The sequence below is a fragment of the Streptomyces sp. DSM 118878 genome (assembly GCF_052936595.1).
The window spans coordinates 3280158-3305143 of the sequence record NZ_CP193622.1; the positions used below are offsets into that span (position 1 = coordinate 3280158).

Annotated in this window: 19 protein-coding genes; 14 read left to right on the plus strand and 5 right to left on the minus strand. The window is 71.9% G+C overall.

The features are described 5' to 3' along the window. Window positions 1–2432 precede the first annotated feature (2432 nt). From ACRAKF_RS14390 to ACRAKF_RS14430, 9 genes are all read left to right on the plus strand, one after another. Complete coding sequence (locus tag ACRAKF_RS14390; protein WP_447037480.1) at window positions 2433–3638, plus strand: ROK family transcriptional regulator; 1206 nt, start codon at window positions 2433–2435, stop codon at window positions 3636–3638. Window positions 3639–3718: 80 nt separating this feature from the next. Beyond that, the gene (locus ACRAKF_RS14395; protein WP_447037481.1) at window positions 3719–5047 is read left to right on the plus strand and encodes an ABC transporter substrate-binding protein; all 1329 of its coding nucleotides are present in this window, start codon (window positions 3719–3721) and stop codon (window positions 5045–5047) included. Window positions 5048–5074: 27 nt separating this feature from the next. Beyond that, window positions 5075–6010 (plus strand): carbohydrate ABC transporter permease, encoded by a 936-nt coding sequence (locus ACRAKF_RS14400; protein ID WP_447037482.1) that lies wholly within the window; start codon window positions 5075–5077, stop codon window positions 6008–6010. A gap of 9 nt (window positions 6011–6019) precedes the next feature. Continuing rightward, window positions 6020–6928: a carbohydrate ABC transporter permease gene (locus ACRAKF_RS14405; RefSeq protein ID WP_447037483.1), complete on the plus strand. Its 909-nt coding sequence runs from the start codon at window positions 6020–6022 to the stop codon at window positions 6926–6928. A gap of 8 nt (window positions 6929–6936) precedes the next feature. After that, the gene (locus tag ACRAKF_RS14410; protein ID WP_447037485.1) at window positions 6937–8202 is read left to right on the plus strand and encodes a 6-phospho-beta-glucosidase; all 1266 of its coding nucleotides are present in this window, start codon (window positions 6937–6939) and stop codon (window positions 8200–8202) included. After that, entirely contained in the window at window positions 8193–9182 is a 990-nt protein-coding gene (locus ACRAKF_RS14415; protein WP_447037486.1) for an N-acetylglucosamine kinase, read from the plus strand. Before ACRAKF_RS14410 ends, ACRAKF_RS14415 begins: the two co-directional genes overlap by 10 nt. Window positions 9183–9416: 234 nt before the next feature. Further along, the gene (locus tag ACRAKF_RS14420) at window positions 9417–10958 is read left to right on the plus strand and encodes a hypothetical protein (RefSeq protein WP_447037488.1); all 1542 of its coding nucleotides are present in this window, start codon (window positions 9417–9419) and stop codon (window positions 10956–10958) included. Between the two features lie 32 nt (window positions 10959–10990). Then, the gene (locus ACRAKF_RS14425; RefSeq protein ID WP_447037489.1) at window positions 10991–12001 is read left to right on the plus strand and encodes a glutamate ABC transporter substrate-binding protein; all 1011 of its coding nucleotides are present in this window, start codon (window positions 10991–10993) and stop codon (window positions 11999–12001) included. Between the two features lie 106 nt (window positions 12002–12107). After that, on the plus strand, window positions 12108–13430 hold the full coding sequence (locus ACRAKF_RS14430; RefSeq protein WP_447037490.1) for a hypothetical protein: 1323 nt from the start codon (window positions 12108–12110) through the stop codon (window positions 13428–13430). Between the two features lie 13 nt (window positions 13431–13443). On the opposite strand, the gene ACRAKF_RS14435 is transcribed toward ACRAKF_RS14430, so the two are convergent. Further along, window positions 13444–13803: a hypothetical protein gene (locus ACRAKF_RS14435; protein WP_447037491.1), complete on the minus strand. Its 360-nt coding sequence runs from the start codon at window positions 13801–13803 to the stop codon at window positions 13444–13446. A gap of 10 nt (window positions 13804–13813) precedes the next feature. Between ACRAKF_RS14435 and ACRAKF_RS14440 the strand changes: the two genes are divergently transcribed. The 4 genes from ACRAKF_RS14440 to ACRAKF_RS14455 all read left to right on the plus strand — a co-directional run bounded on the left by ACRAKF_RS14440 (window position 13814) and on the right by ACRAKF_RS14455 (window position 20566). Continuing rightward, window positions 13814–15961 carry a tetratricopeptide repeat protein gene (locus tag ACRAKF_RS14440; RefSeq protein ID WP_447037492.1) on the plus strand — a complete coding sequence of 716 codons (2148 nt, stop codon included), beginning with the start codon at window positions 13814–13816 and terminating at the stop codon, window positions 15959–15961. Window positions 15962–15964: 3 nt separating this feature from the next. After that, on the plus strand, window positions 15965–17266 hold the full coding sequence (locus ACRAKF_RS14445; protein ID WP_447037493.1) for a PP2C family serine/threonine-protein phosphatase: 1302 nt from the start codon (window positions 15965–15967) through the stop codon (window positions 17264–17266). Between the two features lie 287 nt (window positions 17267–17553). Further along, window positions 17554–18900, plus strand: coding sequence for a vWA domain-containing protein (locus tag ACRAKF_RS14450; RefSeq protein ID WP_447037494.1), 1347 nt, complete (start codon window positions 17554–17556; stop codon window positions 18898–18900). A gap of 124 nt (window positions 18901–19024) precedes the next feature. Continuing rightward, complete coding sequence (locus ACRAKF_RS14455; RefSeq protein WP_447037496.1) at window positions 19025–20566, plus strand: FHA domain-containing protein; 1542 nt, start codon at window positions 19025–19027, stop codon at window positions 20564–20566. 15 nt (window positions 20567–20581) lie between these two features. Here ACRAKF_RS14455 and ACRAKF_RS14460 read toward each other — a convergent pair whose 3' ends face one another. Beyond that, window positions 20582–21547, minus strand: a complete 966-nt coding sequence (locus ACRAKF_RS14460; protein ID WP_447037497.1) for a methyltransferase domain-containing protein — start codon at window positions 21545–21547, stop codon at window positions 20582–20584. A gap of 101 nt (window positions 21548–21648) precedes the next feature. On the opposite strand from ACRAKF_RS14460, the gene ACRAKF_RS14465 reads away from it, so the two are divergent. Next, window positions 21649–22062, plus strand: coding sequence for a globin (locus ACRAKF_RS14465; RefSeq protein ID WP_447037499.1), 414 nt, complete (start codon window positions 21649–21651; stop codon window positions 22060–22062). Window positions 22063–22090: 28 nt separating this feature from the next. On the opposite strand, the gene ACRAKF_RS14470 is transcribed toward ACRAKF_RS14465, so the two are convergent. The 3 genes from ACRAKF_RS14470 to ettA are packed head-to-tail and all read right to left on the minus strand — an operon-like array spanning window position 22091 to window position 24886. Then, window positions 22091–22777 carry a hypothetical protein gene (locus tag ACRAKF_RS14470; RefSeq protein WP_447037501.1) on the minus strand — a complete coding sequence of 229 codons (687 nt, stop codon included), beginning with the start codon at window positions 22775–22777 and terminating at the stop codon, window positions 22091–22093. Continuing rightward, window positions 22774–23214 (minus strand): acyl-CoA thioesterase, encoded by a 441-nt coding sequence (locus tag ACRAKF_RS14475; RefSeq protein ID WP_447037503.1) that lies wholly within the window; start codon window positions 23212–23214, stop codon window positions 22774–22776. The genes ACRAKF_RS14470 and ACRAKF_RS14475 overlap by 4 nt, the downstream gene beginning before the upstream one ends. Before the next feature lie 7 nt (window positions 23215–23221). Further along, window positions 23222–24886: an energy-dependent translational throttle protein EttA gene (gene ettA, locus ACRAKF_RS14480; protein WP_447037505.1), complete on the minus strand. Its 1665-nt coding sequence runs from the start codon at window positions 24884–24886 to the stop codon at window positions 23222–23224. Between the last annotated feature and the right edge of the window lie 100 nt (window positions 24887–24986).

The window sequence follows — 24986 nt, forward strand, 5'->3', positions numbered from 1 at the left end:
AGATGTTCGGCGGTTGATCGGCGGATGATCGGCGGTTGATCGGCGGCCGGCCCAGACACGATGAGGGGCCGGCTCAAGCTCAAGCACCTGCTCAAGGTGGCAGATCTTCCGAACGTACGCCTCCAAGTACCACGATCCCCTCTTCGCGGAGTCCGCGGCGATGGACGTGGTCCACGCCGACACTGTCGCGCCTACGCGGTGGTACTCCGCTGAACGCGGCCGCCCGGAGCGGGAGCCTTGCTGGGCCGGTGGCGTTGCTTGGCTGCCGGGGCCGCCCGGTTCTCCGGAAGTGTGGCGCCTCCGCCCCGCCAGTAAAGGGCGCTCCGCGTCGGCTCCGCCGATTCCGCTCCGCTCCACCCTTGACTGCCGCGGCTCCACCGCAGAGGGATTGCTGACCGGGCGGCCACAGGGGTGGGGCGACGGGGACGGTCGGGTGGGCGGTGCGGGTTGGGTGCCGGGTGCGGACTAGTCCTTCCGGGGCGGACGCCAAGGGGCAAAGCGGGCGGGGGTGGAGCGGCTTCTCTGCTCGGGCCATCGGGTTTGGCTGCCGGGTGCGGACTAGTCCTTCCGGCGTGGACGCCAAGGGGCGAGGTGGACGGGGGCAGACCGGCCACTCTGCTCGGGCCATCGGGTTTGGCTGCCGGGTGCGGACTAGTTCTTCCGGGACGGACGCCAAGGGGCAGAGCGGGCGGGGGTGGAGCGGCCACTCTGCTCGGGCCATCGGGTATCGCGGCCGGGTGCGGACTGGTCCGTCGCCGGGGACGCTCGGCGGGGCGGGGCGGCAGCGCTCCAGTGGCGGCGCCGGGCATCGCGGCCGGGTGCGGACCGGCCCCCTACGGGACGCAGGTCAGGAGCAGCGCCCGGCCGGTTGGGTGGGGTGGGCCAGCTGAGGTGGCTGGGTGCGGATGGATGGGCCGGTACGGGACGCAGGTTCGGGAAGGTGCGTGGCGAGCGGGAGGTCGACCCTCTTGGAAGGGGACGGGGGCCGGGGGCGGGGACCAACTTTGCGCAAGTTGCGTTTCGACCAGCGGGGGGCGCACGCGGCGGCGAGTGCGCTGTCAGCAAAGTTGGTCCCCGCCAGCCAGCCCACACAGCCCGGCCCAGCCCTCGCAGCCCGCGCAACCCTCGCAGCCCGCGCAGCCGGAAGGCGTAACGCCCCAACTCCCCGCCCGTTAACTCCCCGCCCGTTGCCCCTACATCTGCGGCTTCACGAGCACACCCCGGCCGCCCCGGACGTGCTGACCGCAGGGATTGCAGAAAAGTCCCCACCCTCGCCAGAGAAACGACAGGTCAGAAGCAGGTAACCAAGCCGACCAGCGGGACTTTCCTGCATCGCCGTGGCCAGCACGCCTGCGAACGGCGAACGGCCTACGCGCCCGCGCACCGCGTACCGCGTACCGCGTACCGGCGACGGTGGAGCCGGAAAGCCGAGCTCAGCTCCGACCGACGCCGACGCCGACATCGGCCCCTGCCCTCGCCCTTCGGCGCCGGAAGCAGAAGAACCAGTCCAGTCCGCATCCGGCGCCCCACTCCGAGGCCCGGCCGGAGAAGCCGACCGCCCCGCCAAGCCGAGCCCACCCCCCGTAACGCCCGCACCCGACGGACCGATCCGCATCCGGCCGCGACGCCCGACACCACCACCAGAGCGCAGCCGGTCCCGCCGGGCTGAGTCCGTACAAGCTGACCCGCGCCCCGTATGGACCGGCCCGCATCCGGCAGCCACACCCGACACCACCACCGGACCAGAGCCACCCCGCCCGGCCGAGCAACCTCACCCTCGGCGAGGCCGCGACGAACCAGTCCGCACCCGGCAGCCAAACCCGATGACCCGAGCAGAGTGGCCGCTCCACCCCCGCCCGCTCTGCCCCTTGGCGTCCGCCCCGGAAGAACTAGTCCGCACCCGGCAGCCAAACCCGATGGCCCGAGCAGAGAAGCCGGTCTGCCCCCGCCCACCTCGCCCCTTGGCGTCCGCCCCGGAAGAACCAGTCCGCACCCGGCAGCCAACCCGCACCGCCCACCCCACCGTCCCCGTCGCCCCACCCCCGTGGCCGCCCGGCCAACAAATCCCCTGCGGTGGAGCCGCGGCAGTCAAGGGTGGAGCGGAGCGGAATCGGCGGAGCCGACGCGGAGCGCCCTTTACTGGCGGGGCGGAGGCGCCACACTTCCGGAGAACCGGGCGGCCCCGGCAGCCAAGCAACGCCCCCGGACCACCCCACCCCACCGCCCGCACCCCCCCCAGCCCCGTAAGCACGGCCAGAAACGCAGCCCCTGCAACGCCGCCCCCTCCCAGGTAACGACTTGGTTGCCGCAGAGCCGTCTTCTCTTGACGGCATATTCACGCCAGGCCTAGCGTCCACACCCGTCAGAACGTTTGGAAAGTTTCCTAACAGTTAACCGGCGGCGCGAGCCGACCCGCACAGGCAGGTGGCGTCATGGCAGCAGGCAGCACCCCGGGAGCTCCGGGCACGGGCACGGGCACCCCCGGCACCCCCGGCACGCCCCGCGTCCTGCGGGCCATGAACGACCGGGCCGTGCTGGATCTTCTCGTGGCGCACGGCCCCCTCACCCGTACCCGCATCGGAGAGCTGACCGGGCTGTCCAAGCCGACGACCTCCCAGCTCCTCGGGCGGCTCGAAGCGGCCGGCCTCGTGCACACCACCGGCAGCCTCAGCGGGCGCCCGGGGCCGAACGCCCTGCTGTACGAGATCGACCCCGGCGCCGGGCACGTCGCCGCGCTGTCCGCCGACCCCACCGGCATCACCGCCCTCGTCGCCGACATCACCGGCACCGTCCTCGGCAGGGAACGCGTGGAGGCCGACGCCGTGGCCGAGGACGTGCGCCACCGCACCGCCCAGCTCGTCACCGAGGCCGTCGACGGCGCCCTGCGTCAGGCGGGCCTCGGCCACGAAGACCTGCGGGCCGCCGTCATCGGCACCCCCGGCGCCATCGACCCGCACACCGGCCAGCTCCGCTACGCCCCTCACCTGCCCGGCTGGCACTCCCGCACCCTGCGCGACGACCTCGCCGCGGTCCTCGGGACCCCCGTCGCCATCGAGAACGACGTCAATCTGGCCGCGGTCGCCGAACAGTACGAAGGCGCCGCCCAGGACCACGACAACTACGTGCTGACCTGGGTCGACGACGGCGTGGGCGCGGCCATCGTGCTCGGCGGCACCCTGCTGCGCGGCGCCACCGGCGGCGCCGGCGAGATCGGCTACATGCCCCTCCCCGGCGCCCCCCTGGCGCGCGGCGGCCCGGAGGCGACCCGCGGGCCCGACGGCGGCGGCGGATTCCAGAGCCTCGTCTCCGCACCCGTCGTACGCGAACTCGGCGGCCCCGGCGCCTCCCTGGAGGCCGCCCTCGCCGACGACACGGTCCTCGCCGAAGTGGCCCGCCGTCTCGCCACCGGCATCGCCGCCGTCATCGCCGTCGTCGACCCCGAACTCGTCGTCCTCTCCGGGTCCGTGGCCCAGGCGGGCGGCGACAAGCTGCGCGTACGCGTCGAGGAGGAGCTGACCGGGCTCGCCCTGCCGCGCCCGCAGGTCCGCATCAGTGAACTCGCCGGTGACCCGATCCTCACCGGTGCCCTCCGCGAGGCCCTCACCCAGGCCCGCGACCAGGTCTTCGACACCGCCTGAGCCCCCAAAGCCCCACGCCACTCCTTCCCCGCACCCCGCACCCCGCACCCCTTCCCCGCACCCCGTAAAGGAAGTCCGCCATGCCGCGATGGCGCATACCCGCGGCGCTCGCCGCAGCCGGGATCTTGCTCGCCGGCTGTGCCAACCCGAGCGTCGGCAGCGCGAACGACGACCCGAGCAAGCCGGTCACCCTGAAGTTCTGGCACGGCTGGGCGACGCCCGGCGAGGTCAAGGCCGTCGACGACAGCATCGCCCGGTTCGAGAAGCTGCACCCGAACATCGACGTGAAGGCCACCGGGAACGTCTCCGACGCGACCGTCAACCAGGCTCTGCGCGCGGGTGGCGACAAGGCCCCGGACGTGGTGTCGTCCTTCACCACCAATAACGTCGGCCAGTACTGCGACTCCGGGATGTGGGCGGACCTCGATCCCTTCATGGAGAAGACCGGGCTCGACAAGCGCAAGACCTTCCCCAAGACGCTGCTCGACTACACCAGTTACCGCGGCAACCAGTGCGCCCTTCCCCTGCTCGCCGACGCCTTCGGCATGTACTACAACAAGGACGCCTACAAGAAGGCGGGCATCAAGCGCCCGCCCCGCACCATGTCCGAGTTCCAGGAGGTCAGCAAGAAGCTGACCATCCGCAGCGGCAAGGACTCGTACAAGCAGGTCGGGTACCTGCCCAACTTCCGCTTCTACCAGAACAGCCCCGACCGGCTCTTCGCCCAGTGGGGGCCGAAGTACTTCGACGCGGACGGCCGATCGCGGCTCGCCGACGAGCCCGCCGCGTACGAGTTCTTCAAGACCACGCGTGAGCTGGCGCGCGCACAGGGCGGCTTCGACGATCTCGAACGGTTCCGGCTCACCTTCGGTGACGAGATGTCCAGCCAGAACGCCTTCCTGACCGGGAAGGTCGCCATGCACCTGGACGGTGAGTGGCGCGGACTCATGCTGAAGGAGGCCAAGGCCGATTTCGACTGGGGCGTGGCCCCGCTGCCCGTTCCCGACGACCAGGCCGAGACGTACGGGCGCGGCTTCATCACCGGGACCGTCGCGGGGATCGCGCACAGCAGCAAGCACCAGAACGCCGCCTGGGAGCTGGTGCGGTTCCTGACCGCGGACACCGAGCAGGTCGTCAGCTTCGCGAACGCCATCCACAACGTGCCCTCCACGTTCGCCGCGCTCAAGTCGCCGAAGCTGGACGCCGATCCGACCTTCCGGACGTTCTTCGACATCCTGGAGAACAAGCACAGCGAGGCCCTGCCGCCCTCGGTCAACGGCGGTGCGTACGTCGTCTCGCTGATGGACTTCGCATACTCCGTCGAGTCCGGGCGCTCGGGTGACCTGCGCAAGGGCCTGCGGAAGCTCGACGAGCAGATCGACGCCGACACCCTCCAGTCGAAGAGCTGAAGCGATGAAGAGCCTAAGGACCCTGTCATGGCAATGACCCTCTCCAACCCCGCGCGCCGCAGACTGCGCACGCTCGGCTTCCTCTCCCCCTGGCTGGTCGGCTTCAGCGTCTTCTTCGCGTATCCGCTGATCGCCACCGTCTACTTCTCGTTCATGCACTACAACCAGATCAAGGAGCCCACCTTCGTGGGTCTTCGGAACTGGACGTATGTGTTCGAGCGGATGCCCCTGTTCGGGCCGGCCCTGTGGAACACGCTCTGGCTGGTCGTGGTCATGGTGGCCGTGCGGGTGGTCTTCGGGCTCTCGCTGGGGCTGCTGATCACGAAGATCAAGACGGGCGCCGGGTTCTTCCGCACCGCCTTCTACCTGCCGTATCTCGCCCCGCCGGTGGCCGCCACCGTCGCCTTCGTCTTCCTGCTCAACCCGGGCACGGGTCCGGTGAACGAGATGCTGGGCGCCGTCGGGATCTCGGGGCCCAACTGGTTCAACGACCCGGACACCGCCAAGCCCTCACTCGTGCTGCTCTCCTTGTGGGGCATCGGCGACCTGATGGTCATCTTCATGGCCTCGCTGCTCGACGTGCCCAAGGAGCAGTACGAGGCCGCCGACCTGGACGGCGCCGGGGCGTGGGCCAAGTTCCGCTACGTCACGTGGCCCGCGATCACGCCGATCGTGATGTTCGCGGTGGTCACGGGTGTCGTGCAGACCATGCAGTACTACACGCAGGCCCTGGTCGCCGGAAAGGTCGCCTCCGGCGTCAACATCGGGCCGGGGTCCGTCATCCAGCCGGGCTACCCGGACCACTCGACCCTCACGGTCCCCCAGCTCGTCTACCAGATGGGCTTCCAGAACTTCAACACCGGTGCCGCGTGCGTGCTCTCGCTCGTGCTCTTCGCCATCGCCATGGCCGTGACGTTGCTCCTGATGCGCAAGCGCTCCGGGCTGCTCTCGGCGGAGGACTGAGGATTCCCCATGACGACCACGACTCTCGGCGCGCCCGCCGCGCCCGCCCCCGCCGCACAGCAGCTGCGCGGCCCCGCCGCCGCCCGCGCCCGCCGCAAGCGCGTCCTGCACTGGATCGCCGTACACAGTGTCGCGATAGCCGTCGCGCTGCTGTTCATCCTGCCGTTCGTCTTCGTCTTCCTGACGTCGGTGATGAGCGACGCGCAGGCCATGAGCGGCGACCTGTGGCCCGACACCTGGCACTGGTCGAACTACAAGGCCGTGTTCGAGACGCCGGGCTTCCTCGACTGGTGGCGCAACTCGCTCATCTACGCGGGTCTCGGCACCCTCTTGACGGTCTGCTCGGCCATCCCCGTGGCGTACGCGCTCGCCAAGTTCCGCTTCCGCGGGCGGCGCGCCGCGATGCTGCTCGTCATCTCGACGATGATGCTGCCGCCGCAGGTCATCGTCATTCCGATGTACCTGGTGTGGGCGCAGCAGTTCCATCTGTCGGGCACCTTGTGGCCGCTCATCATCCCCATGGCGTTCGGTGACGCGTACTCGATCTTCCTCCTCCGGCAGTTCCTGCTCACCATCCCCAAGGAGTACATCGAGTCGGCCAAGGTGGACGGCTGCGGTGAGTTCCGCACCGTGGTCAAGATCGTCGTGCCGATGGCCAAGCCGGGCATCGCCGCCATCGCGCTCTTCCAGTTCTTCTACTGCTGGAACGACTACTTCGGACCGCAGATCTACGCGGCCCAGAACCCCGGCGCGTGGACGCTCAGCTACGGCCTTGAGTCGTTCAAGAGCGCCCACAGCGTCAACTGGAACATGACCATGGCCGCGACCCTGCTCGTCATGGCGCCCGTCATCGTCATCTTCTTCTTCGCACAGAAGGCCTTCGTCGAAGGCGTCACCCTCACCGGAGTAAAGGGCTGAGAACCGATATGAAGCTCGCAGTGGTCGGCGGAGGGTCGACCTACACACCAGAACTCATCGACGGATTCGCGCGGTTGAGGGACTCCCTGCCGATCGAGGAGCTCGTCCTCGTCGACCCGGCCGCCGACCGTCTGGAGCTGGTGGGCGGCCTCGCGCGACGCATCTTCGCCAAGCAGGGGCATCCCGGGCGCATCGTCACCACCTCCGACGTGGACGCGGGTGTCGCGGACGCCGACGCCGTGCTGCTGCAACTGCGCGTCGGCGGGCAGGCGGCCCGCAACCAGGACGAGACATGGCCCCTGGAGTGCGGCTGTGTCGGCCAGGAGACCACCGGCGCGGGCGGCCTCGCCAAGGCGCTGCGCACGGTCCCCGTCGTCCTCGACATCGCCGAGCGCGTACGGCGGACCAACCCGAACGCCTGGATCATCGACTTCACCAACCCCGTGGGCATCGTCACGCGCGCGTTGCTCCAGGCCGGGCACAAGGCGGTCGGCCTGTGCAACGTGGCGATCGGCTTCCAGCGGAAGTTCGCCAAGCTGCTCGACGTCGCGCCGGGCGAGGTGCACCTGGATCACGTGGGGCTCAACCACCTGACGTGGGAGACGGGCGTACGTCTCGGGGGTCCCGGCGGCGAGGACGTGCTGCCCAAGCTGCTCGCCGAGCACGGGGACGCGGTCGCCGCCGACCTGCGCATGCCGCGCGAGATCGTCGACCGGCTCGGTGTCGTGCCCTCGTACTATCTGCGCTACTTCTACCAGCACGACGCGGTGGTGGAGGAGCTGAGGACCAAGCCGTCGCGTGCCGCCGAAGTGGCCGCGATGGAGCGGGAGTTGCTGGAGATGTACGGCGATCCGACGCTCGACGAGAAGCCCGCGCTGCTCGGCAAGCGCGGCGGAGCGTTCTACTCCGAGGCGGCCGTGGACCTGGCGGCCTCGCTGCTCGGCAACGGCGGCAGCCCCCACCAGGTGGTCAACACCGTCAACAACGGCACGCTGCCGTTCCTGCCCGACGACGCGGTCATCGAGGTGCAGGCGTCGGTGGACGGCACGGGCGCCACGCCGCTCGCGGTCCCCGCGCTCGACCCGCTGTACGCGGGGCTGATCGCCAACGTCACCGCTTATGAGGACCTCGCGCTGAAGGCCGCCCTGCACGGCGGCCGCGACCGCGTCTTCAAGGCACTGCTCGCCCACCCCCTGGTCGGGCAGTACGCGTACGCCGAGCAGCTCACCGGCAGCCTGATCGCGCACAACCGGGAGCACCTGGCGTGGGCGTAGGCACGAGCGTGCTCGCGATCGACGCGGGCAACAGCAAGACCGACGTCGCGGTGGTCGCGGCCGACGGCACTGTCGTCGGCGCGGCCCGCGGCGGCGGGTTCCAGCCCCCTCGGGTCGGCGTCGAGCCGGCGGTGGACGTCCTCGCGGACGCGGTGACGCGGGCGTTCGCCGAGGCGGGGGTCGACTCCGTGGGTCATGTGTCGGCCTGCCTGGCCAACGCCGATCTGCCCGTCGAGGAGCGGGAGCTGGCCGACGCCCTGCGCCGGCGCGCGTGGGCGCCCTCGGTGGACGTGCGCAACGACACCTTCGCCGTCCTGCGCGCCGGGCTCCTGGAGGACGCCGAGCCGCGGGGCGTCGCCGTGGTGTGCGGGGCGGGCATCAACTGCGTCGGCATGCTGCCCGACGGGCGCACCGCGCGCTTTCCCGCGATCGGCCGGATCTCCGGCGACTGGGGCGGGGGCGGCAGCCTCGCCGAGGAGGCGCTGTGGCACGCGGCGCGGGCCGAGGACGGCCGTGGCGGGCCGACCGCGCTGCGCGGGGCGCTGCCCGCTCACTTCGGTCTGCCGTCGATGTACGCGCTGATCGAGGCGCTGCACCTGGGCCGCATCGCGGCGGCCCGGCGGCACGAGCTGACGCCGGTGCTCTTCGCCACCGCGGCGGCGGGCGACGCCGTGGCGCGCTCGCTGGTGGACCGGATGGCCGACGAGGTCGTCGCCATGTCGACCGTGGCGCTCGACCGCCTCGGGCTGCTCACCGAGAGGGTCCCGGTCCTGCTCGGCGGCAGCGTCCTCGCGGCCCGCCACCCGCAACTGGACGACCGCGTCAGGGCGTTGCTCGCCGAGCGGGCCCCGAAGGCGGAGCCACGGGTGGTCGCCGCGCGGCCGGTGCTCGGCGCCGCGCTGCTCGGCCTCGACCAGGTGGGCGCGCCGGCCGGGGTGCACGCGCGCGTGCGGGAGCAGTACGAGAGCGGCGACGCCTGACCGTCCTCGCAGTGGGCGTGACCTTCGAGCCGCGTCGGGCCAACGCCCGGCGCGGCTCGGTTCGTTCGGGGGAACGGGGACCCGAACACGGAACCGAACGCCTTCGAATCTCGTGTTCCAGGGCAGGGATCCGAACAAGATCGAGTCAAGACCTGTGCGGATGTCAGTCCCTGCGGCAATACTTGCGGCCGTGGACTTCTCGTGCCGGTGTGCCGGGGCGGGAGCCGCAGTCCGATGACCAAGGGGGAGGTCGAGGTCGAGGTGTCACATCCGCCGAACGGCAGCGCGGTGCCGTCGGGCCCGCCCGGGCCACCGGGGCCGCCCGCGCAGGCCGGGCCTTCGGGCCACGCTCCGGGTCCGCTCGCCCCGACGCCGCCCGCCGCCCCGTCGCAGCCCCCGGGTGTCCCGCCCGCGCGCCGGGCTCCCGATCCGGGGACGGCCACCGGCCGGCGCACCGCCTGGGCCGAGGGCACGGACCGGCTGCGCGCCGCGGCGACCACCGAGCCGGGCAGGCTGCGGATCATCGGCGCCCTCCTCGCCGCGCTGATCATCGCGTTCGGCGCGGTCACCACCTGGCAGATGTCGGACCGCTCGGCCGCCGCGCACGACGTGCTGTACCGCAGCCAGCCGCTGAGCGCCGACGCCGCCGCCATCTACCGCTCGCTGGCCGACGCCAACACCGCGGCGTCCAGCGGCTTCCTCGCCGGCGGCCAGGAGCCCGAGGCCGTCCGCGACCGGTACGACCGGGACATCGAGCGGGCGTCGGAGAAGCTCACCACGGCCGCGTCGAACGCGGGCTCGGACTCGTCGTCGGCCGCCGCCGTCGGCAAGCTGAACGAACTGCTCCCGGAGTACACGGGGCTCATCGAGCGCGCCCGCGCCAACAACCGCCAGGGCCTGCCCCTGGGCGGCGCCTATCTGCGGTACGCGAACGACAAGATGCAGACGCAGATGCTCCCGGCCGCCGAGAAGCTCTACAAGGCGGAGAACGCCCGCCTGGCCTCCGACTACGACAAGGCCAAGCCTTATCCGTGGTTCGCCATCGCCCTCGGCGTCGTCGCGCTCGCCGCCCTCGCCTGGGCGCAGCGCCGTAACTACCGGCGCACGAACAGGGTGTTCAACCCCGGCATGCTCGCGGCGACGGCCGCCGGCACGGTCGTGCTGCTGTGGCTCGCCATCGGGCACACCGTCGCCCGCTCGGGGCTCAACGAGTCGTACGACGACGGCGTGCGGTCCCTGAACGTCCTCAACGACGCCCGCATCGGCTCCCTGAAGGCCCGGGGCAACGAGAACCTGACGCTGGTCAGCCGCGGCGCGGAGACCACCGAGGTGAACGGCGAGAGCAAGGACAAGTTCGACGTCTCCTACCGCGCGCTGATGAAGCGGCTCGGCGACAAGGACAGCGGCCTCCTCGGCGAGGCGGCCGACCTCGCCAGGGGTGACGCGCGCGGCGCGAACCCGGTGGCCGAGGCCGCGGAGAACGTGGGTGTCTGGAAGGACCGCCACAAGGTGGCCCGCTCCAGCGACGACTCCGGTGACTATCAGGGGGCGCTCGACAAGGTCATCGGCGCCAAGGGCGCGACCGGTGAGTGCTTCGACAACGTGGACGCGGCCCTGGACCGGGCCCTGGCGCACGAGCAGCGCCAGTTCAAGGAGGCGGCCGAGGACGGCAGGGGCGCCATGCGCAGGCTGCCCGTCGGTGCCGCGGTCCTCGCGGTGATCGCCGCGGCGGGTGCCGTGCTCGGCATCGGCCGCAGGCTCTCGGAGTACCGATGACAGGGGCAGCGGCGGAAGGGAGCGAGCGGACGATGCGGACACGACGCGGCATGGCCGGGCCGAGCGGCGGGCGCCGGGCGGGCCTCGGCGCGCTGGGCCTCGCCTGCGCCCTCACGACGGCCCTCACGGCGACTCTCGTGGCCCTGCCCCACGGCGACGGCGGCGGGGACGGCGCGGGCCGCGGCGGCGAGGCCGTCACGGTCGCGGCACCCGCGCGGGCCGAGGCCGACGACTGCAACGACCAGAGCCTTCCCCCGGCCGACGACGACGGCCCGACGATCGAGGCCATCAAGAACCGCGAGGTCAAGAAGATCGTCGTCGGCGTCGACCAGAACAGCTACCGCTGGGGCTACCGCGACCCGAACAAGAAGGGCGGCCGCCTGGAGGGCTTCGACATCGACCTCGCGCGGGAGATCGCCGAGGAGATCTTCGGCGACCGCGACGCGGTCGTGTTCCGTGCCATCCCCACCAACCAGCGCATCGCGGCGCTCAAGAGCGGCCAGGTCGACATGGTCGTACGCACCATGACCGTCAACTGCGAGCGACTGAAGGACGTCGACTTCTCCAGCGGGTACTTCAAGACCGGCCAGCAGGTGCTCGCGCCCAGGAAGTCCACCGACATCACGGGCTACGACAAGTCGCTCAAGGGCAAGAAGATCTGCTCGGCCGCGGGCTCCATCGCCGAGGACGAGCTCAAGAAGAAGAGCTACGGTGCCGACATCTCCACCACGGTGCCCAACCAGCTGGACTGCCTGGTGCGGCTGCAACTGGGTGAGGTGGACGCGGTGGTGACCGACAGCGCGCTCGCCGCGGGCCAGGCGGCACAGGACCCGACGGTCGAGCTCAAGGGCAAGGAGCCGTTCACCACCGAGCACTACGGCGTGGCGATGAAGAAGGGCTCGGACGACCTGGTCCGCCGGGTCAACAAGGTCCTCGCCGACTACCGCGCGGACAAGGACGGCTGGCAGAAGTCCTACGACCACTGGCTCAAGGGCCCGATCGGCGAGGACGCGATACCGCCGAAGGCCGAGTACCGCGACTGACGGACACGGACGTGATGACTGTCAGACGCGGACGTTATGCATGAGGGCGTACAACAGGCTTGTGACCAACGCGGAGTTACGGCAACGCAGAGCGGAGAGGTGATCGATGAGCGTCACGGGACCCCCCGGCCCGCTGATGGACCGGGACGAGGTGGACCGTGCGCTGGCGCGGCTCGACGCCGAGCACGAGGCGATCGAGACCTCGCTCCTCGCCCTCCAGGACCACGCGGGGCGCCGCCTCCTGGAGGGCGCGCGGCTGACCGGCGTCACCCAGGAGCGCTGGGCGGCCACGGAGAGCCGGATCACCCTGCTCTGGGCCTACTTCGACGCCTACGCCGGCGCCCTGCACGCCGCGCGTGAGCTGCGCGCCCGCCGCCGCTGGCCCAGCCGCGACGACCTGGCGGAGCTGACGGAGCTGTTGCGCGGCGAGTCCGTGACCCTGGCGGGCGGCTCCGCGTCCGGCACCTCCCCCTCGATCACGGGCGGCCCCGCGAAGCTGACCGAGCGCTTCACGCTCGAAGAGCTGGTCACTCGTATGAACGACCTGTACGCGCACTCGCTGGACATGGTGGTGGCCGCCGACGCGGTGTGGTCGGCGCTGCCCGCCCGCATCGACCTGCTCGCCGCCGAGCTGTCCCGCACCCGTCAGCTCGCGCACTCCGTGGGCGTGCGCCCCGGGGAGCACCCCTCGGGCGACGACCTGGAGCGCATCACGCGCGCCCTGACCGCTCTGCGCGAGCAGGTGATCAGTGACCCGCTCGCCTTCTGGCAGCGCGCCGAGGGCAGTTCGGCGCCGGGCGGCGGCCGTGCGCACACCGACCGCTACGACCGCGAGGCGCGCGCCCTGGAGGAGGTGCGCCGCGAGATCGAGGCGGTGCTCACCGTCCGCCAGGACGCGGAGGTCAGGCTCGGCCGGCTGCGGGACGTGCTCTCCCGCGCGGACCGCACGCTCGCGGAGGCGAGGAACGCCCGCGGCGAGGTCCTCGCGAAGATCGCCGCCTCCGAGGTGCCCGCGGTCAGCGGACCGCCGACCGCGCTCCAGGAACAGCTCGCGATGGCCTCCGACTACCGCAGGAACGCCCAGTGGCACCGCCTCTCACCGCTCCTGGAGTCCCTGGAGCAGAAGGCCGAGGAGGAGCTGCTGCGGGCCCGTGAGTCGCTGACCGCCGTCACGACGCCGCTCGCGGTCCGCGCGGAGCTGCGGGGCCGCCTGGACGCGTACAAGGCGAAGGTGGCGCGGCACGGCCACGCCGAGGACCCGCTCCTGATCGAGCGGTACGACGCGGCGCGCCGGATGCTGTGGAGCGCGCCCTGTGACCTGCGCGTGGCCGAGGACGCGGTGCTGCGCTATCAGCGGGCGGCCGCCGAGCTGTTCGCGCCCAGGGTCCCGCAGCAGGGCGGGACCGCCGACCGGAGGGGGGAAGCGTGAGCCAGCGGCAGTGTCAGCGGCCCGGATGTGCGGGGTCGTACGAGGACATGGGCGGCGGCGAGCTGTACTGCGACACGTGCGGTCTCGCGCCGGTCGTCTCACCGACCGGCATGGTGGGTTCGCCGCCGACCGGCATCACGGGCGGCGGCAAGGGCGCGCGGGGCTCCAGCAGTTCCGGTTCGCGTTCGTCCTCTCGGTCGTCCTCGCGGTCGTCGTCCCGTTCCGCCCGGTCGCAGTCCTCACGGAGATCGGTGTCGGGGCGGCTCTCGCGCTCCCTCTCCGGCAGCTCGACCTCGCGTTCGGTGTCGGTGCGCAGCTCGGGCTCGGCGGCCCCGTCCTCGGGGCGCGGGCGGCTCGGCGTCGGCCTGGTCACCGTGCCGGACGTGCCGCGTCCCGACCCGCGCGGCGCGGTGCAGGAGAATCCGGAGGTGCCCGAGCGGAAGCGGTTCTGCTCGCGCTCGGACTGCGGGGCGCCGGTGGGGCGGGCGCGGGGGGAGCGGCCAGGCCGCACCGAGGGGTTCTGCACCAAGTGCGGCCACCCGTACTCCTTCGTGCCGAAGCTGAACGCCGGTGACATCGTGCACGGGCAGTACGAGGTCGTGGGCTGCCTGGCGCACGGCGGCCTCGGCTGGGTGTATCTCGCGATCGACCGCGCGGTGTCCGACCGCTGGGTGGTCCTCAAGGGCCTGCTGGACACGGGCGACCAGGACGCGATGGCCGCCGCGATCTCCGAGCGCCGCTTCCTCGCCGAGATCGAGCACTCCAACATCGTCCGCATCTACAACTTCGTCGAGCACCTGGACCAGCGCACCGGCTCCATGGACGGCTATATCGTCATGGAGTACGTCGGCGGCAAGTCCCTGAAGGAGATCGCCAACGGCCGCCGCGCGGCGGACGGCAAGCGTGACCCGCTCCCGGTCGAGCAGGCGTGCGCGTACGGCATCGAGGCGCTGGAGGCCCTCGGCCACCTGCACAGCCGCAATCTTCTGTACTGCGACTTCAAGGTCGACAACGCCATCCAGACCGAGGACCAGCTCAAGGTCATCGACATGGGCGCGGTCCGCAGGATGGACGACGACGAGTCCGCGATCTACGGCACGGTCGGCTACCAGGCGCCCGAGGTCGCCGAGGTCGGCCCCTCGGTCGCCTCCGACCTCTACACGGTCGCGCGCACGCTCGCCGTCCTGACCTTCGACTTCCAGGGCTACACGAACGTCTTCGTGGACTCCCTGCCCGACCCCGACAACATCGAGGTCTTCCGCACCTACGAGTCCTTCTACCGGCTCCTGGTGCGCGCCACCGACCCCGACCCGGCGCGCCGCTTCGCCTCGGCGCAGGAGATGGCCGAGCAGCTCACGGGTGTCCTGCGGGAGGTCGTCGCGCTCCAGACGGGCAAGCCGCGCCCGTCCCTGTCCACCCTGTTCGGGCCCGAGGTGAAGGTCACCGACACCGAGCTGTTCGCGGAGCTCTCGGGCGACGTGTCGCGGCTCGGGGTGCGTCCCTACGTCCCGGCGGGCGGCAACGGCCACCGGGCGCTGCCGCCCGCGCCCCCGACGTCCACGATCGTGCGGCCGCTGGAGTCGGCGGCGACCTCGCTGGCGCTGCCCGTGCCGCGCGTCGACCCGAACGACCCGAACGCGGGCTTCCTCGCCGGGCTCATGGCGTCCGCGCCCGCCGAGCTGATCACCGCGCTCGGGGCGGCGCCCACCGACTCGGTGGAGCTCCAGCTGCGCGGGCTGCGCGCCCGGCTCGCCATGGGCGAACTGGCGTCCGCCTCGCAGGCCCTGGTCGACCTGGAGCGGCAGCATCCGGACGACTGGCGGGTGGTCTGGTACCGGGGGGTGGCGGCCCTGGCCACCGGCGACTTCGAGAACGCGGCGCTCTCCTTCGACGCGGTCTACGACGCGTTTCCCGGCGAGGCCGCGCCGAAGCTGGCGCTGGGCGTCTGCGCGGAGGTGCTCGGCCAGCTCGACAACGCCGCCGAGTACTACCGCCTCGTATGGACCACCGATCCGAGCTATGTGAGCGCCGCGTTCGGCCTGGCCCGGGTGCGGCTCGCCGCCGACGACAGGACCGGCGCCGTCCAGACCCTGGAGTCGGTGCCGGAGTCGTCGATCCACTACACCGCGGCCCGCGTCGCGGCGGTGCGGGCGCGGCTCCGGCAGCGCCTCGACGGGCAGGCGGTGTCACCCGGCGCCGCCTTCCTGGACGATCTGACGGCCGCCGCCGGGCAGATCGAGGCCCTCGCCGGCTTCGGTCTCGACGCGGTGCGCAGGGAGCGCCTGTCGACCGAGGTTCTGGGGACGGCGCTCGACTGGGTACTCTCCGGTAGGCACTCTGGTCACGTTTCCGCGCCACCGGCCACCACCGGTTCGCGGACCGTACTGCTCGGCAGTGAACTGGACGAGCGCGGTCTCCGGTTCGGACTGGAGCGTTCGTACCGGACACTTGCCCGGCTCGCACAGGGTGGCGAGGAGAGGATCGAACTGGTGGAGCGGGCCAACCGTTTCCGCCCCCGGACGTGGGTGTGAGTGATGTCGCAGATGCCCCAACTGTCTGCCTGTCCCAGCTGCGAGGAGCCGCTGGAGTCGGGTGACCTGTTCTGTGGTGCGTGCGGGTACGACCTGTCGGCCGTGCCGGCCCGTCCCGCCGTCTCCCCCAACGGGTCCGCCGGGCACCCCGCACCGGAAGCGCCCTGGCCGGTCGCCCCCGAGGTGGACAGCTCCGACACTCCGGTGCCCACCCATCTGGCCACCGACGTGCCGGGCACGGACTCGGCGGGCACGGGCTCGGCAGGCACGGGCACGGTAGGCACGGGCACGGGCTCGGCGGGCAGTGAGCCGGCGGAGCCCGACGAGTACCCGCTGCCCGCGCCGGGCAGCGCTCCGCCGCCTCCCGCCGAGGCCCCCGCGGCCGCGGCCGCCAAGGTCTGCGTGGCCTGCCGGTCGGGGCGCGTCGACCCCGACGGGTACTGCGAGAACTGCGGGCACGCCCAGCCGCGCGAGCGCGACCACATGGAGCAGGAGCTCGACACGGTCGCCGCGGTCAGCGACCGGGGGCTGCGCCACCACCGCAACGAGGACGCGTTCGCGATCTCGGCGGCCGCCCTGCCCGACGGCTCCTCCGCCGTCGTCGCCATCGTCTGTGACGGCGTCTCCTCCGCGACCCGCCCCGACGAGGCCTCCCTCGCCGCCTCCCGCGCCGCCGACAAGACGCTGCGCGAGGCGCTGCCCCGCGGCACGCACCCGCAGCAGGCCATGCACGACGCCATTCTCTCGGCGGCCGACGCCGTCAACGCCCTGGCCACGGAGCCCACTTCGGCCCGCGAGCACAGCCCGCACCAGAACGCGCCCGCCTGCACGCTGGTCGGCGCCGTCGTCGCCGGCGGTCTGCTCGTGATCGGCTGGGTCGGCGACAGCCGCGCCTACTGGGTCCCCGACGACCGCGGCGGCCCGACCGTCCGCCTCACCGAGGACGACTCGTGGGCCGCGCAGATGGTCGCCGCGGGTCTCATGAACGAGGCCGAGGCGTACGCGGACGAGCGCGCGCACGCCATCACGGGCTGGCTCGGCGCGGACGCCTACGAACTGGAGCCGCACACCGCTTCCTTCAAGCCCGACCGCCCGGGTGTAGTGGTGGTGTGCACGGACGGACTGTGGAACTACGCCGAGGCGGTCGAGGAGATGGCCCGTGCCGTTCCCGCCGACGCGGCGGACCGGCCGCTGCACAGCGCCCAGGTCCTGGTCGGCCACGCGCTGGACGGCGGCGGCCACGACAACGTAACAGTGGCCGTCGTCCCGTTCCCCTTCGTGCCGCAAGGGGCAGGATCGGCCTAGGGTCTGTCGTTTGGATCAGGTCGGCTGTAAGGGGCGGTGCATTTGAGCCCTGCCTGAGCGGGGTCTGGTGCGTGCAGCTGCAAGGCGGAGGAGGGCGACAACGCGGAGCGTTGGCAACTGACGACAACGCCGCAGATGTGCGTGCCAGGGCCCGCGACACCGGGCTGATCCAAACGACAGACCCTAGAGCCGACGTACGCGCCGCGCACCACCGACGCGTCCGCCGCACGTACTTCACCGGCCGGGGGAGGCCGGAACGCATGAGGATCTGAGGGGGAGCAGCATCCATGGCCAATTTCTCGAAGTCGAACGTGCCGCAGTTCTCGGTCGACGTCTACCAGAACGAGTACCTGCCCGAAGGCGGCCGCGAGGTCAACGCCATCGCCACGGTCAGCTCGACCGGCGGCGGCACGGTCGGCACGGCCGTCAGCGCGCCGCACCTGTACTCCGCGGGGCAGAGCCCGGACGCCGCCGTGGCGATCATGGTGGACTGCTCGGGCTCCATGGACTACCCGCCGACGAAGATGCGCGGCGCGCGGGACGCCACGGCCGCCGCGATCGACGCCCTGCGCGACGGCGTGCACTTCGCGGTGATCGGCGGCACCCACGTCGCCACGGAGGTCTACCCCGGCAACGGCCGCCTCGCGGTGGCGGACGCGGCCACCCGCGCGCAGGCCAAGCAGGCCCTGCGCAGGCTGAGCGCGGGCGGCGGCACGGCGATCGGCACCTGGCTGCGCCTGGCCGACCGCATCCTCGCCTCGGCCGACGTCGCCATCCGGCACGGCATCCTGCTCACCGACGGCCGCAATGAACACGAGTCACCGGAGGACCTCAAGGCCGCGCTCGACTCCTGCGCGGGCCGCTTCACCTGCGACGCCCGCGGCGTCGGCACCGACTGGGAGGTGAAAGAGGTCACAGGGATCGCCTCCGCGCTGCTCGGCACCGCCGACATCGTCGCCGACCCGGCCGGGCTCGCCGCCGACTTCACCTCGATGATGGAGACGGCCATGGGCAAGGAGGTCGCCGACGTCAGCCTGCGGCTGTGGACGCCGGTGGGCGTGGAGATCAAGTTCGTGAAGCAGGTGGCGCCCTCGGTCGAGGAGCTGACCGACCGCCGTACGGAGGCCGGGCCGCGGGCCGGGGACTATCCCACCGGGTCCTGGGGCGACGAGTCCCGCGACTACCACATTTGCGTGCAGGTCCCCGGCGCCGACCTCGGCCGGGAGATGCTCGCCGCCCGTGTCTCGCTGGTCGTGCCGCAGGACGACGGGAGCGCGCAGACGCTGTCGCAGGGCCTCGTGCGGGCGGTGTGGACGGACGACATGACGGCGTCCACCAGCATCAATCCGCAGGTCGCGCACTACACGGGCCAGGCCGAGCTGGCCCAGGTCATCCAGCAGGGACTCGACGCCCGCAAAACGGGAGATCTCGACGGGGCGACCGCCAAACTCGGCCGGGCCGTCCAGCTCGCGGCCGCCTCCGGCAACGCGGATACGGCGAAACTGCTTTCGAAGGTGGTGGACGTCGTGGATGCCGCGGAAGGTACTGTTCGATTGAAGGCGAAGGTCGCCGAGGCCGACGAGATGACACTCGAGACCCGGTCGACGAAGACTGTGCGGGTGAAGAGGCAGTAGCTTCACCCGGGAGCTTCGAGAGATTCGCCCGAAGAGCAGCAAGCGCGGCGCCCGGCGCCGCGGACAGTGCAGACGTTGAGTCGTACGGCCCTCGGGCCGGAGTAGGAGAGGGGGAAGCGCCGACATGCCGACCTGCCCGAACGGACACCAGTCGGGTTCCGATGACTGGTGCGAGGTCTGCGGTCACCGCATGGCCGGTGCCGTACCGCCGCCTCCCCCGCCGCCGCCCGCGGCCGGATACGGCTATCCCCCGCCGCCGCCCGGCCAGGACCCGAACTTCTCGCAGCCCGCGCCCGGGCGCCCGCATCCGGCCGCCGTGCCGGACCCGGGCCCCGAGGCGGAGCTCTGCCCGCAGTGCCGCACGCCCCGCGAGGCGAACGCGCCGTTCTGCGAGGAGTGCCGCTGGAACTTCCTCACGAACACCGCCACGTCGTACACCCCGGCCGCGCCGAACCCGCCGCTGCCGGCCACGCACGGCGGTCCCGGCATGCCGCCGCCGCGTCCGGGCCAGCAGTTCCCGCAGCAGCAGCCGCCGCCCGGCCCCGGTGGGCCGCACGGCCGCCCGGGTCAGGGTCAGGACTCGTACGAGTACCAGGGCTCGCGCCCCTCGCAGATGAACCGCCCCGCCGAGCCGATCCCGCCCTTCGGGAACGGCAATGGCAACGGCGGCGGTGGCAACGGCGACGGCAGGCCGGGGCAGCCCGGTCCTCCCGGACAGCACGGCGGCCCGGGGCAGCACGGCGGCCCGGGTCCGCAGGGTGGACCGGGGCAGCACGGTGGGCCGGGACCGCAGGGTGGGCCGGGTCAGCACGGTGGGCCGGGGCAGCACGGTCAGCAGGGGCCCGGCGCCCCGCAGGCGTTCCAGCAGCCGGGTCCGCCCGCGCCGCCCGCGCCCGCCTTCCCGCAGCAGACCGGCGGCCCGCAGGGCCCGCCCCCGCCGCCGCCCGGCTCCGAAGGCCCCTCCTTCGGCGGTGGCGACGACTGGGTGCTGTCCCCGCCGTCGTCCGCGTCCGCGTCCGCGCCTCCCGCCCAGGCGGAGCCGTTCCGGCCGGGCCCGCCTCCGCAGCAGGAGCAGTTCCCCTCGGGGCAGCCCCGGCAGCAGGAGCCCTTCCAGCGGCAGGACGTGTTCCAGAGCCCGTCCCCGCGGCAGAGCGCCCCGCAGCAGCAGACCCCGCCGCAGCAGCAGGAACCCTTCCAGCAGGGCCCCCCGCAGCCACAGGCACCGCAGGCGCCACAGGCCCCGCAGGCCCCGCAGGGACCCGGCACGTGGACGGCGACCATCGGTCCCGACCGCGAGTACTTCATGGCGATGATGCAGCGCAGCGGCCCCGAGGCCTCGGGGCTGAACCTGCCCGCGTACTCGCCGGAGCAGCAGCGTCCGCTGTCCGGCAACCAGCTCACCATCGGCCGCCGCCGCCACTCCACGGGCGACACCCCGGACATCGACCTGTCGGTGCCGCCGGAGGACCCGGGCGTCTCGCACCAGCACGCGGTCCTGGTCCAGCAGCCGGACGGGAGCTGGGCGGTCGTCGACCAGAACTCCACGAACGGCACCACGGTCAACAACGGCGAGGAGCCCATCCAGCCGTTCGTCCCGATCCCGCTCCAGGACGGCGACCGCGTGCACGTGGGCGCCTGGACCACCATCACCGTCCGCCGCGACTGAACCGTCCGCGGGCCGTCACAGCGGCCAGACGTACGGCCCTTCGGGGTCGTCGAGCCAGGCCCACTCGTACGGCCCGCGCACGGTCACCCCGAAGCGCTCGCGCACCGGCCGCCGTTCGCGCTGCCACAGCGCGAGCGCCTCGTGCGGGTCGAGGCTGCCCGCGGTCAGCTCCAGAAGGAACCGGAAGAGTTCGTTCTGGAGGGCTTCGCGCGGCAGTCCGCCGGTGTGCCGCTCGGGGGAGCTCCGCGCCTCGCCGCCGCGCAGCGGCACGAAGTAGGCGGGCGTGTGCAGGAAGCGCCCCTCGGCGTGCTTCGCGTCCCGCACCGTCAGCGCGACCAGGCCGGTGGCCAGCGGGGTCAGGATGCGGGCGCCCGGCCGGCACTGGCCGAGCCAGGCCCTGGGCACCGCGCTGAGGGAGCAGGTGGCGATGATCCGGTCGTACGGTGCGCGCTCCCGGCAGCCCGCGGCCCCGTCACCGGTCACCACGGCCGGGTGGTACCCGGCGGCCGCCAGATGCCTGCGCGCGGACTCCGTGATCTCCGGGTCGAGATCGACGGTGGTGACGTGGTCGTCGCCGAGCCGGTGGGCGAGCAGCGCCGCGTTGTAGCCGGTGCCCGCGCCGATCTCCAGGACGTCGCAGTCGACCCCGTCCCTCACCTCCAGCCAGGCGAGCATCTGCGCCATGAGGGACGGCTGGCTGCTGGAGGAGATCAGCTGTCCGTCGCGTACGCGGGTGGCGAGCGGGGCGTCGGCGTAGGCCCCGTCCAGCCAGCGGGCGCGGCGCCCGGCGTCGGGGTCCTCGCACCAGAGCCGCTCGTACCCGCCCGGCACCCCGAGGTAGTAGTACGGCACGAACAGGTGCCGCGGCACGGCCTCGAACGCCTCCCGCCAGGCGGGGTCCCCCGCCCAGGCCCCGCTCGCCTCAAGCTCGCGTACGAGGCCGGCGCCGGCCTCGGCGACACGTGCTGGATCGGGTTCCATGAGTCCACTGTGCTGCCAGGAAGCCGCCGATGCGAGCGGCCGGAGGGCTGATCCGAACGACAGACCTAGGTCTTCCGTACTCGGTCGCACCGTCTGAGACCATGGACAGCGTGAAAGAGATCCCGCACGGCACGGTTCAGGAGCAGACCTACTACGAGCAGGTCGGCGGCGAGGAGACCTTCCGGCGCCTGGTGCACCTCTTCTACCAGGGGGTGGCGGAGGACCCGCTGCTGCGGCCCATGTATCCCGAGGGGGACCTCGGTCCGGCCGAGGAGCGCTTCGCGCTCTTCCTCATGCAGTACTGGGGCGGTCCGCGCACGTACAGCGACAACCGCGGCCACCCGCGCCTGCGCATGCGGCACGCCCCGTTCACGGTGGACCGGGCGGCGCACGACGCGTGGCTGAAGCACATGCGGGCGGCCGTCGACCAGCTCGGGCTCTCCGAGGAGCACGAGCGGACCCTGTGGAACTACCTGACGTACGCGGCGGCGTCCATGGTCAACTCCGAGGGCTGACCGCCGCTGCCGCGCTTCGGGGGAGAGGCTAGGCGGGTGTGACGGAGAGGCCCGGGGCGCCCGCCCGGCGGACGGCGACGGACCCGTAGGGCGTACGCAGCCGGAGCCACGCCCCCGACGCCAGCAGGGTCAGCGCGTCGCCGCGCAGGAAGCCGAGGGACTGCGCGGCGTGCGCGGCCCGTACCGGCAGGCCGGTGGTCCCGATGGTCCTGGACCAGATCTCCCGGCCCACCCGGTCCAGCTCGGCGCGCACCCGCAGCTCGGCGGGCAACTCGTCGACGCGGGTGCGGAATTCGGTCACGGCGACCCGCACCAGGTCCCGCACCGCCTCGGGGGCCGGCAGCCCCGGCTCCTGCCGCCAGCCGCCGCGGGGCGGCAGGATGCCCGCCCACGGCGGCCCGGTGACGGCTTCGGGCACGGTGGCGTCGCCCGCCGCAGGGACCGACTGGGCGGCGTCGCCCACGGACTCCAGGAACTCCCCCGCCGAGACGGTGACGTCCAGCGCGGTGGCGAGCCCGTCCTCGTACGGCTCGGCGAGCCGTGCCGTACGGATGGCGAGCACCTCGAACGACGGCGGCCGCCCGAACACGGCGAGCGTGTCCCCGGCGGCCTGTAGCCGCACCGCGGCCGCCTTGTCGTAGTGGATCAGCCGGGCCAGGAAGGCGGCGAGGTCCGCCGCCTCCCCGGCATCGGCGAAGCGCAGCCGCCCGGTCATGCGGCGAGCGCCCCCGAACCGCTGTCGGCGCTGTCGTCCACGTACTGCTCCAGGAACGACCTCTCCTCGGCGGAGATCCGCCGGGGCCGCTGCGCCTCCAGGTCGTAGGGCACGACCACGGTCGAGGCCCGCACATACACCTGTTCCGCGTCCTTGATCTCGTACGCGATGGTCAGGGACGCCGCGCCCATCTTCGTCACCCACGACTCGATGGTGACCGGCTCGTGCCGGTGCACCAGCGGCCGTACGTAGTCGATCTCGTGGCGGGCCACGACGGACCCGCCGGAGAACGACGGGGAGCCGTCACCGGGTGCGAGCCGGAACATGAAGTCGATGCGCGCCTCTTCCAGATACCGCAGGAAGACGACGTTGTTGACGTGCCCGAAGGCGTCCATGTCCGACCAGCGCAGCGGGCACTGGTATATGTGTCGAGCCACAGTCGCCTCAGCCTCGCGTGAGCTTCTTGTAGGTGGCGCGGTGCGGACGGGTCGCGTCGGCACCGAGGCGCTCGATCTTGTTCTTCTCGTACGACTCGAAGTTGCCCTCGAACCAGTACCACTTCGAGTCGCCCTCGTACGCCAGGATGTGCGTGGCGACCCTGTCGAGGAACCACCGGTCGTGGGAGATCACGACTGCGGCGCCCGGGAACTCCAGGAGCGCGTTCTCCAGGGAGGACAGGGTCTCGACGTCCAGGTCGTTCGTCGGTTCGTCGAGGAGGAGCAGGTTGCCGCCCTCCTTGAGGGTCAGCGCCAGGTTGAGGCGGTTGCGCTCACCACCGGAGAGCACCCCGGCCGGCTTCTGCTGGTCCGGCCCCTTGAACCCGAAGGCGGAGACGTACGCCCGCGAGGGCATCTCGACCTGACCGACATTGATGTAGTCGAGCTCGTCGCTCACGACGGCCCACAGCGTCTTCTTCGGGTCGATGTTGGCGCGGCCCTGGTCGACGTAGGAGACCTTGACCGTCTCGCCGATCTTGATCTTGCCGGAGTCCGGCTCCTCCAGGCCCTGGATCATCTTGAACAGCGTGGTCTTGCCCGCGCCGTTCGGACCGATGATGCCGACGATGCCGTTGCGCGGCAGCGAGAAGCTGAGGTCGTCGACCAGAACCTTGTCACCGAAGGCCTTCGACAGGTTCTCGACCTCGACGACGATGGAACCGAGCCGCGGGCCCGGCGGAATCTGGATCTCCTCGAAGTCCAGCTTCCGCATCTTGTCGGCCTCGGCGGCCATCTCCTCGTAGCGCGCCAGACGCGCCTTGGACTTGGCCTGCCGCCCCTTGGCGTTGGACCGCACCCACTCCAGCTCTTCCTTGAGCCGCTTGGCGCGCTTCTCGTCCTTGCGGCCCTCGACCTTGAGGCGGGTCTGCTTCTTCTCCAGGTACGTGGAGTAGTTGCCCTCGTAGGGGTGGGCGCGACCGCGGTCGAGCTCCAGGATCCACTGGGCGACGTTGTCCAGGAAGTACCGGTCGTGAGTGACCGCCACGACGGCGCCGGCGTACTGGGAGAGGTGCTGCTCCAGCCAGTTCACCGACTCAGCGTCGAGGTGGTTGGTGGGCTCGTCGAGGAGGAGCAGGTCGGGCGCCTCGATGAGGAGCTTGCAGAGCGCGACGCGGCGCTTCTCACCGCCGGAGAGGGTGGTGACGGGCCAGTCGCCGGGCGGGCAGCCCAGCGCGTCCATGGCCTGCTCGAGCTGGGCGTCGAGGTCCCAGGCGTTGGCGTGGTCCAGGTCCTCCTGGAGCTTGCCCATCTCCTCCATCAGCGCGTCGGAGTAGTCGGTCGCCATGAGCTCGGCGACCTCGTTGAAGCGCCGGAGCTTGCCCATGATCTCGGCGGCGCCGTCCTGGACGTTCTCCAGGACGGTCTTCGACTCGTCGAGCTGCGGCTCCTGCATGAGGATGCCGACGCTGTACCCCGGCGAGAGGAACGCGTCACCGTTGGACGGCTGCTCAAGGCCCGCCATGATCTTCAGCACCGTGGACTTACCGGCGCCGTTGGGACCCACGACACCGATCTTGGCGCCAGGCAGGAAGCTCAGGGTGACGTCATCAAGAATCACCTTGTCGCCGTGCGCCTTGCGCGTCTTGCGCATGGTGTAGATGTACTCAGCCAAGAGAAACCGTCCGGCAATCAGTGAGTGGGCAGATACACCCCATCTTGCCTGACGGCTACCTACCGGGGGAAACCAGTATGTTTCCGGGGGCCGTGACCTG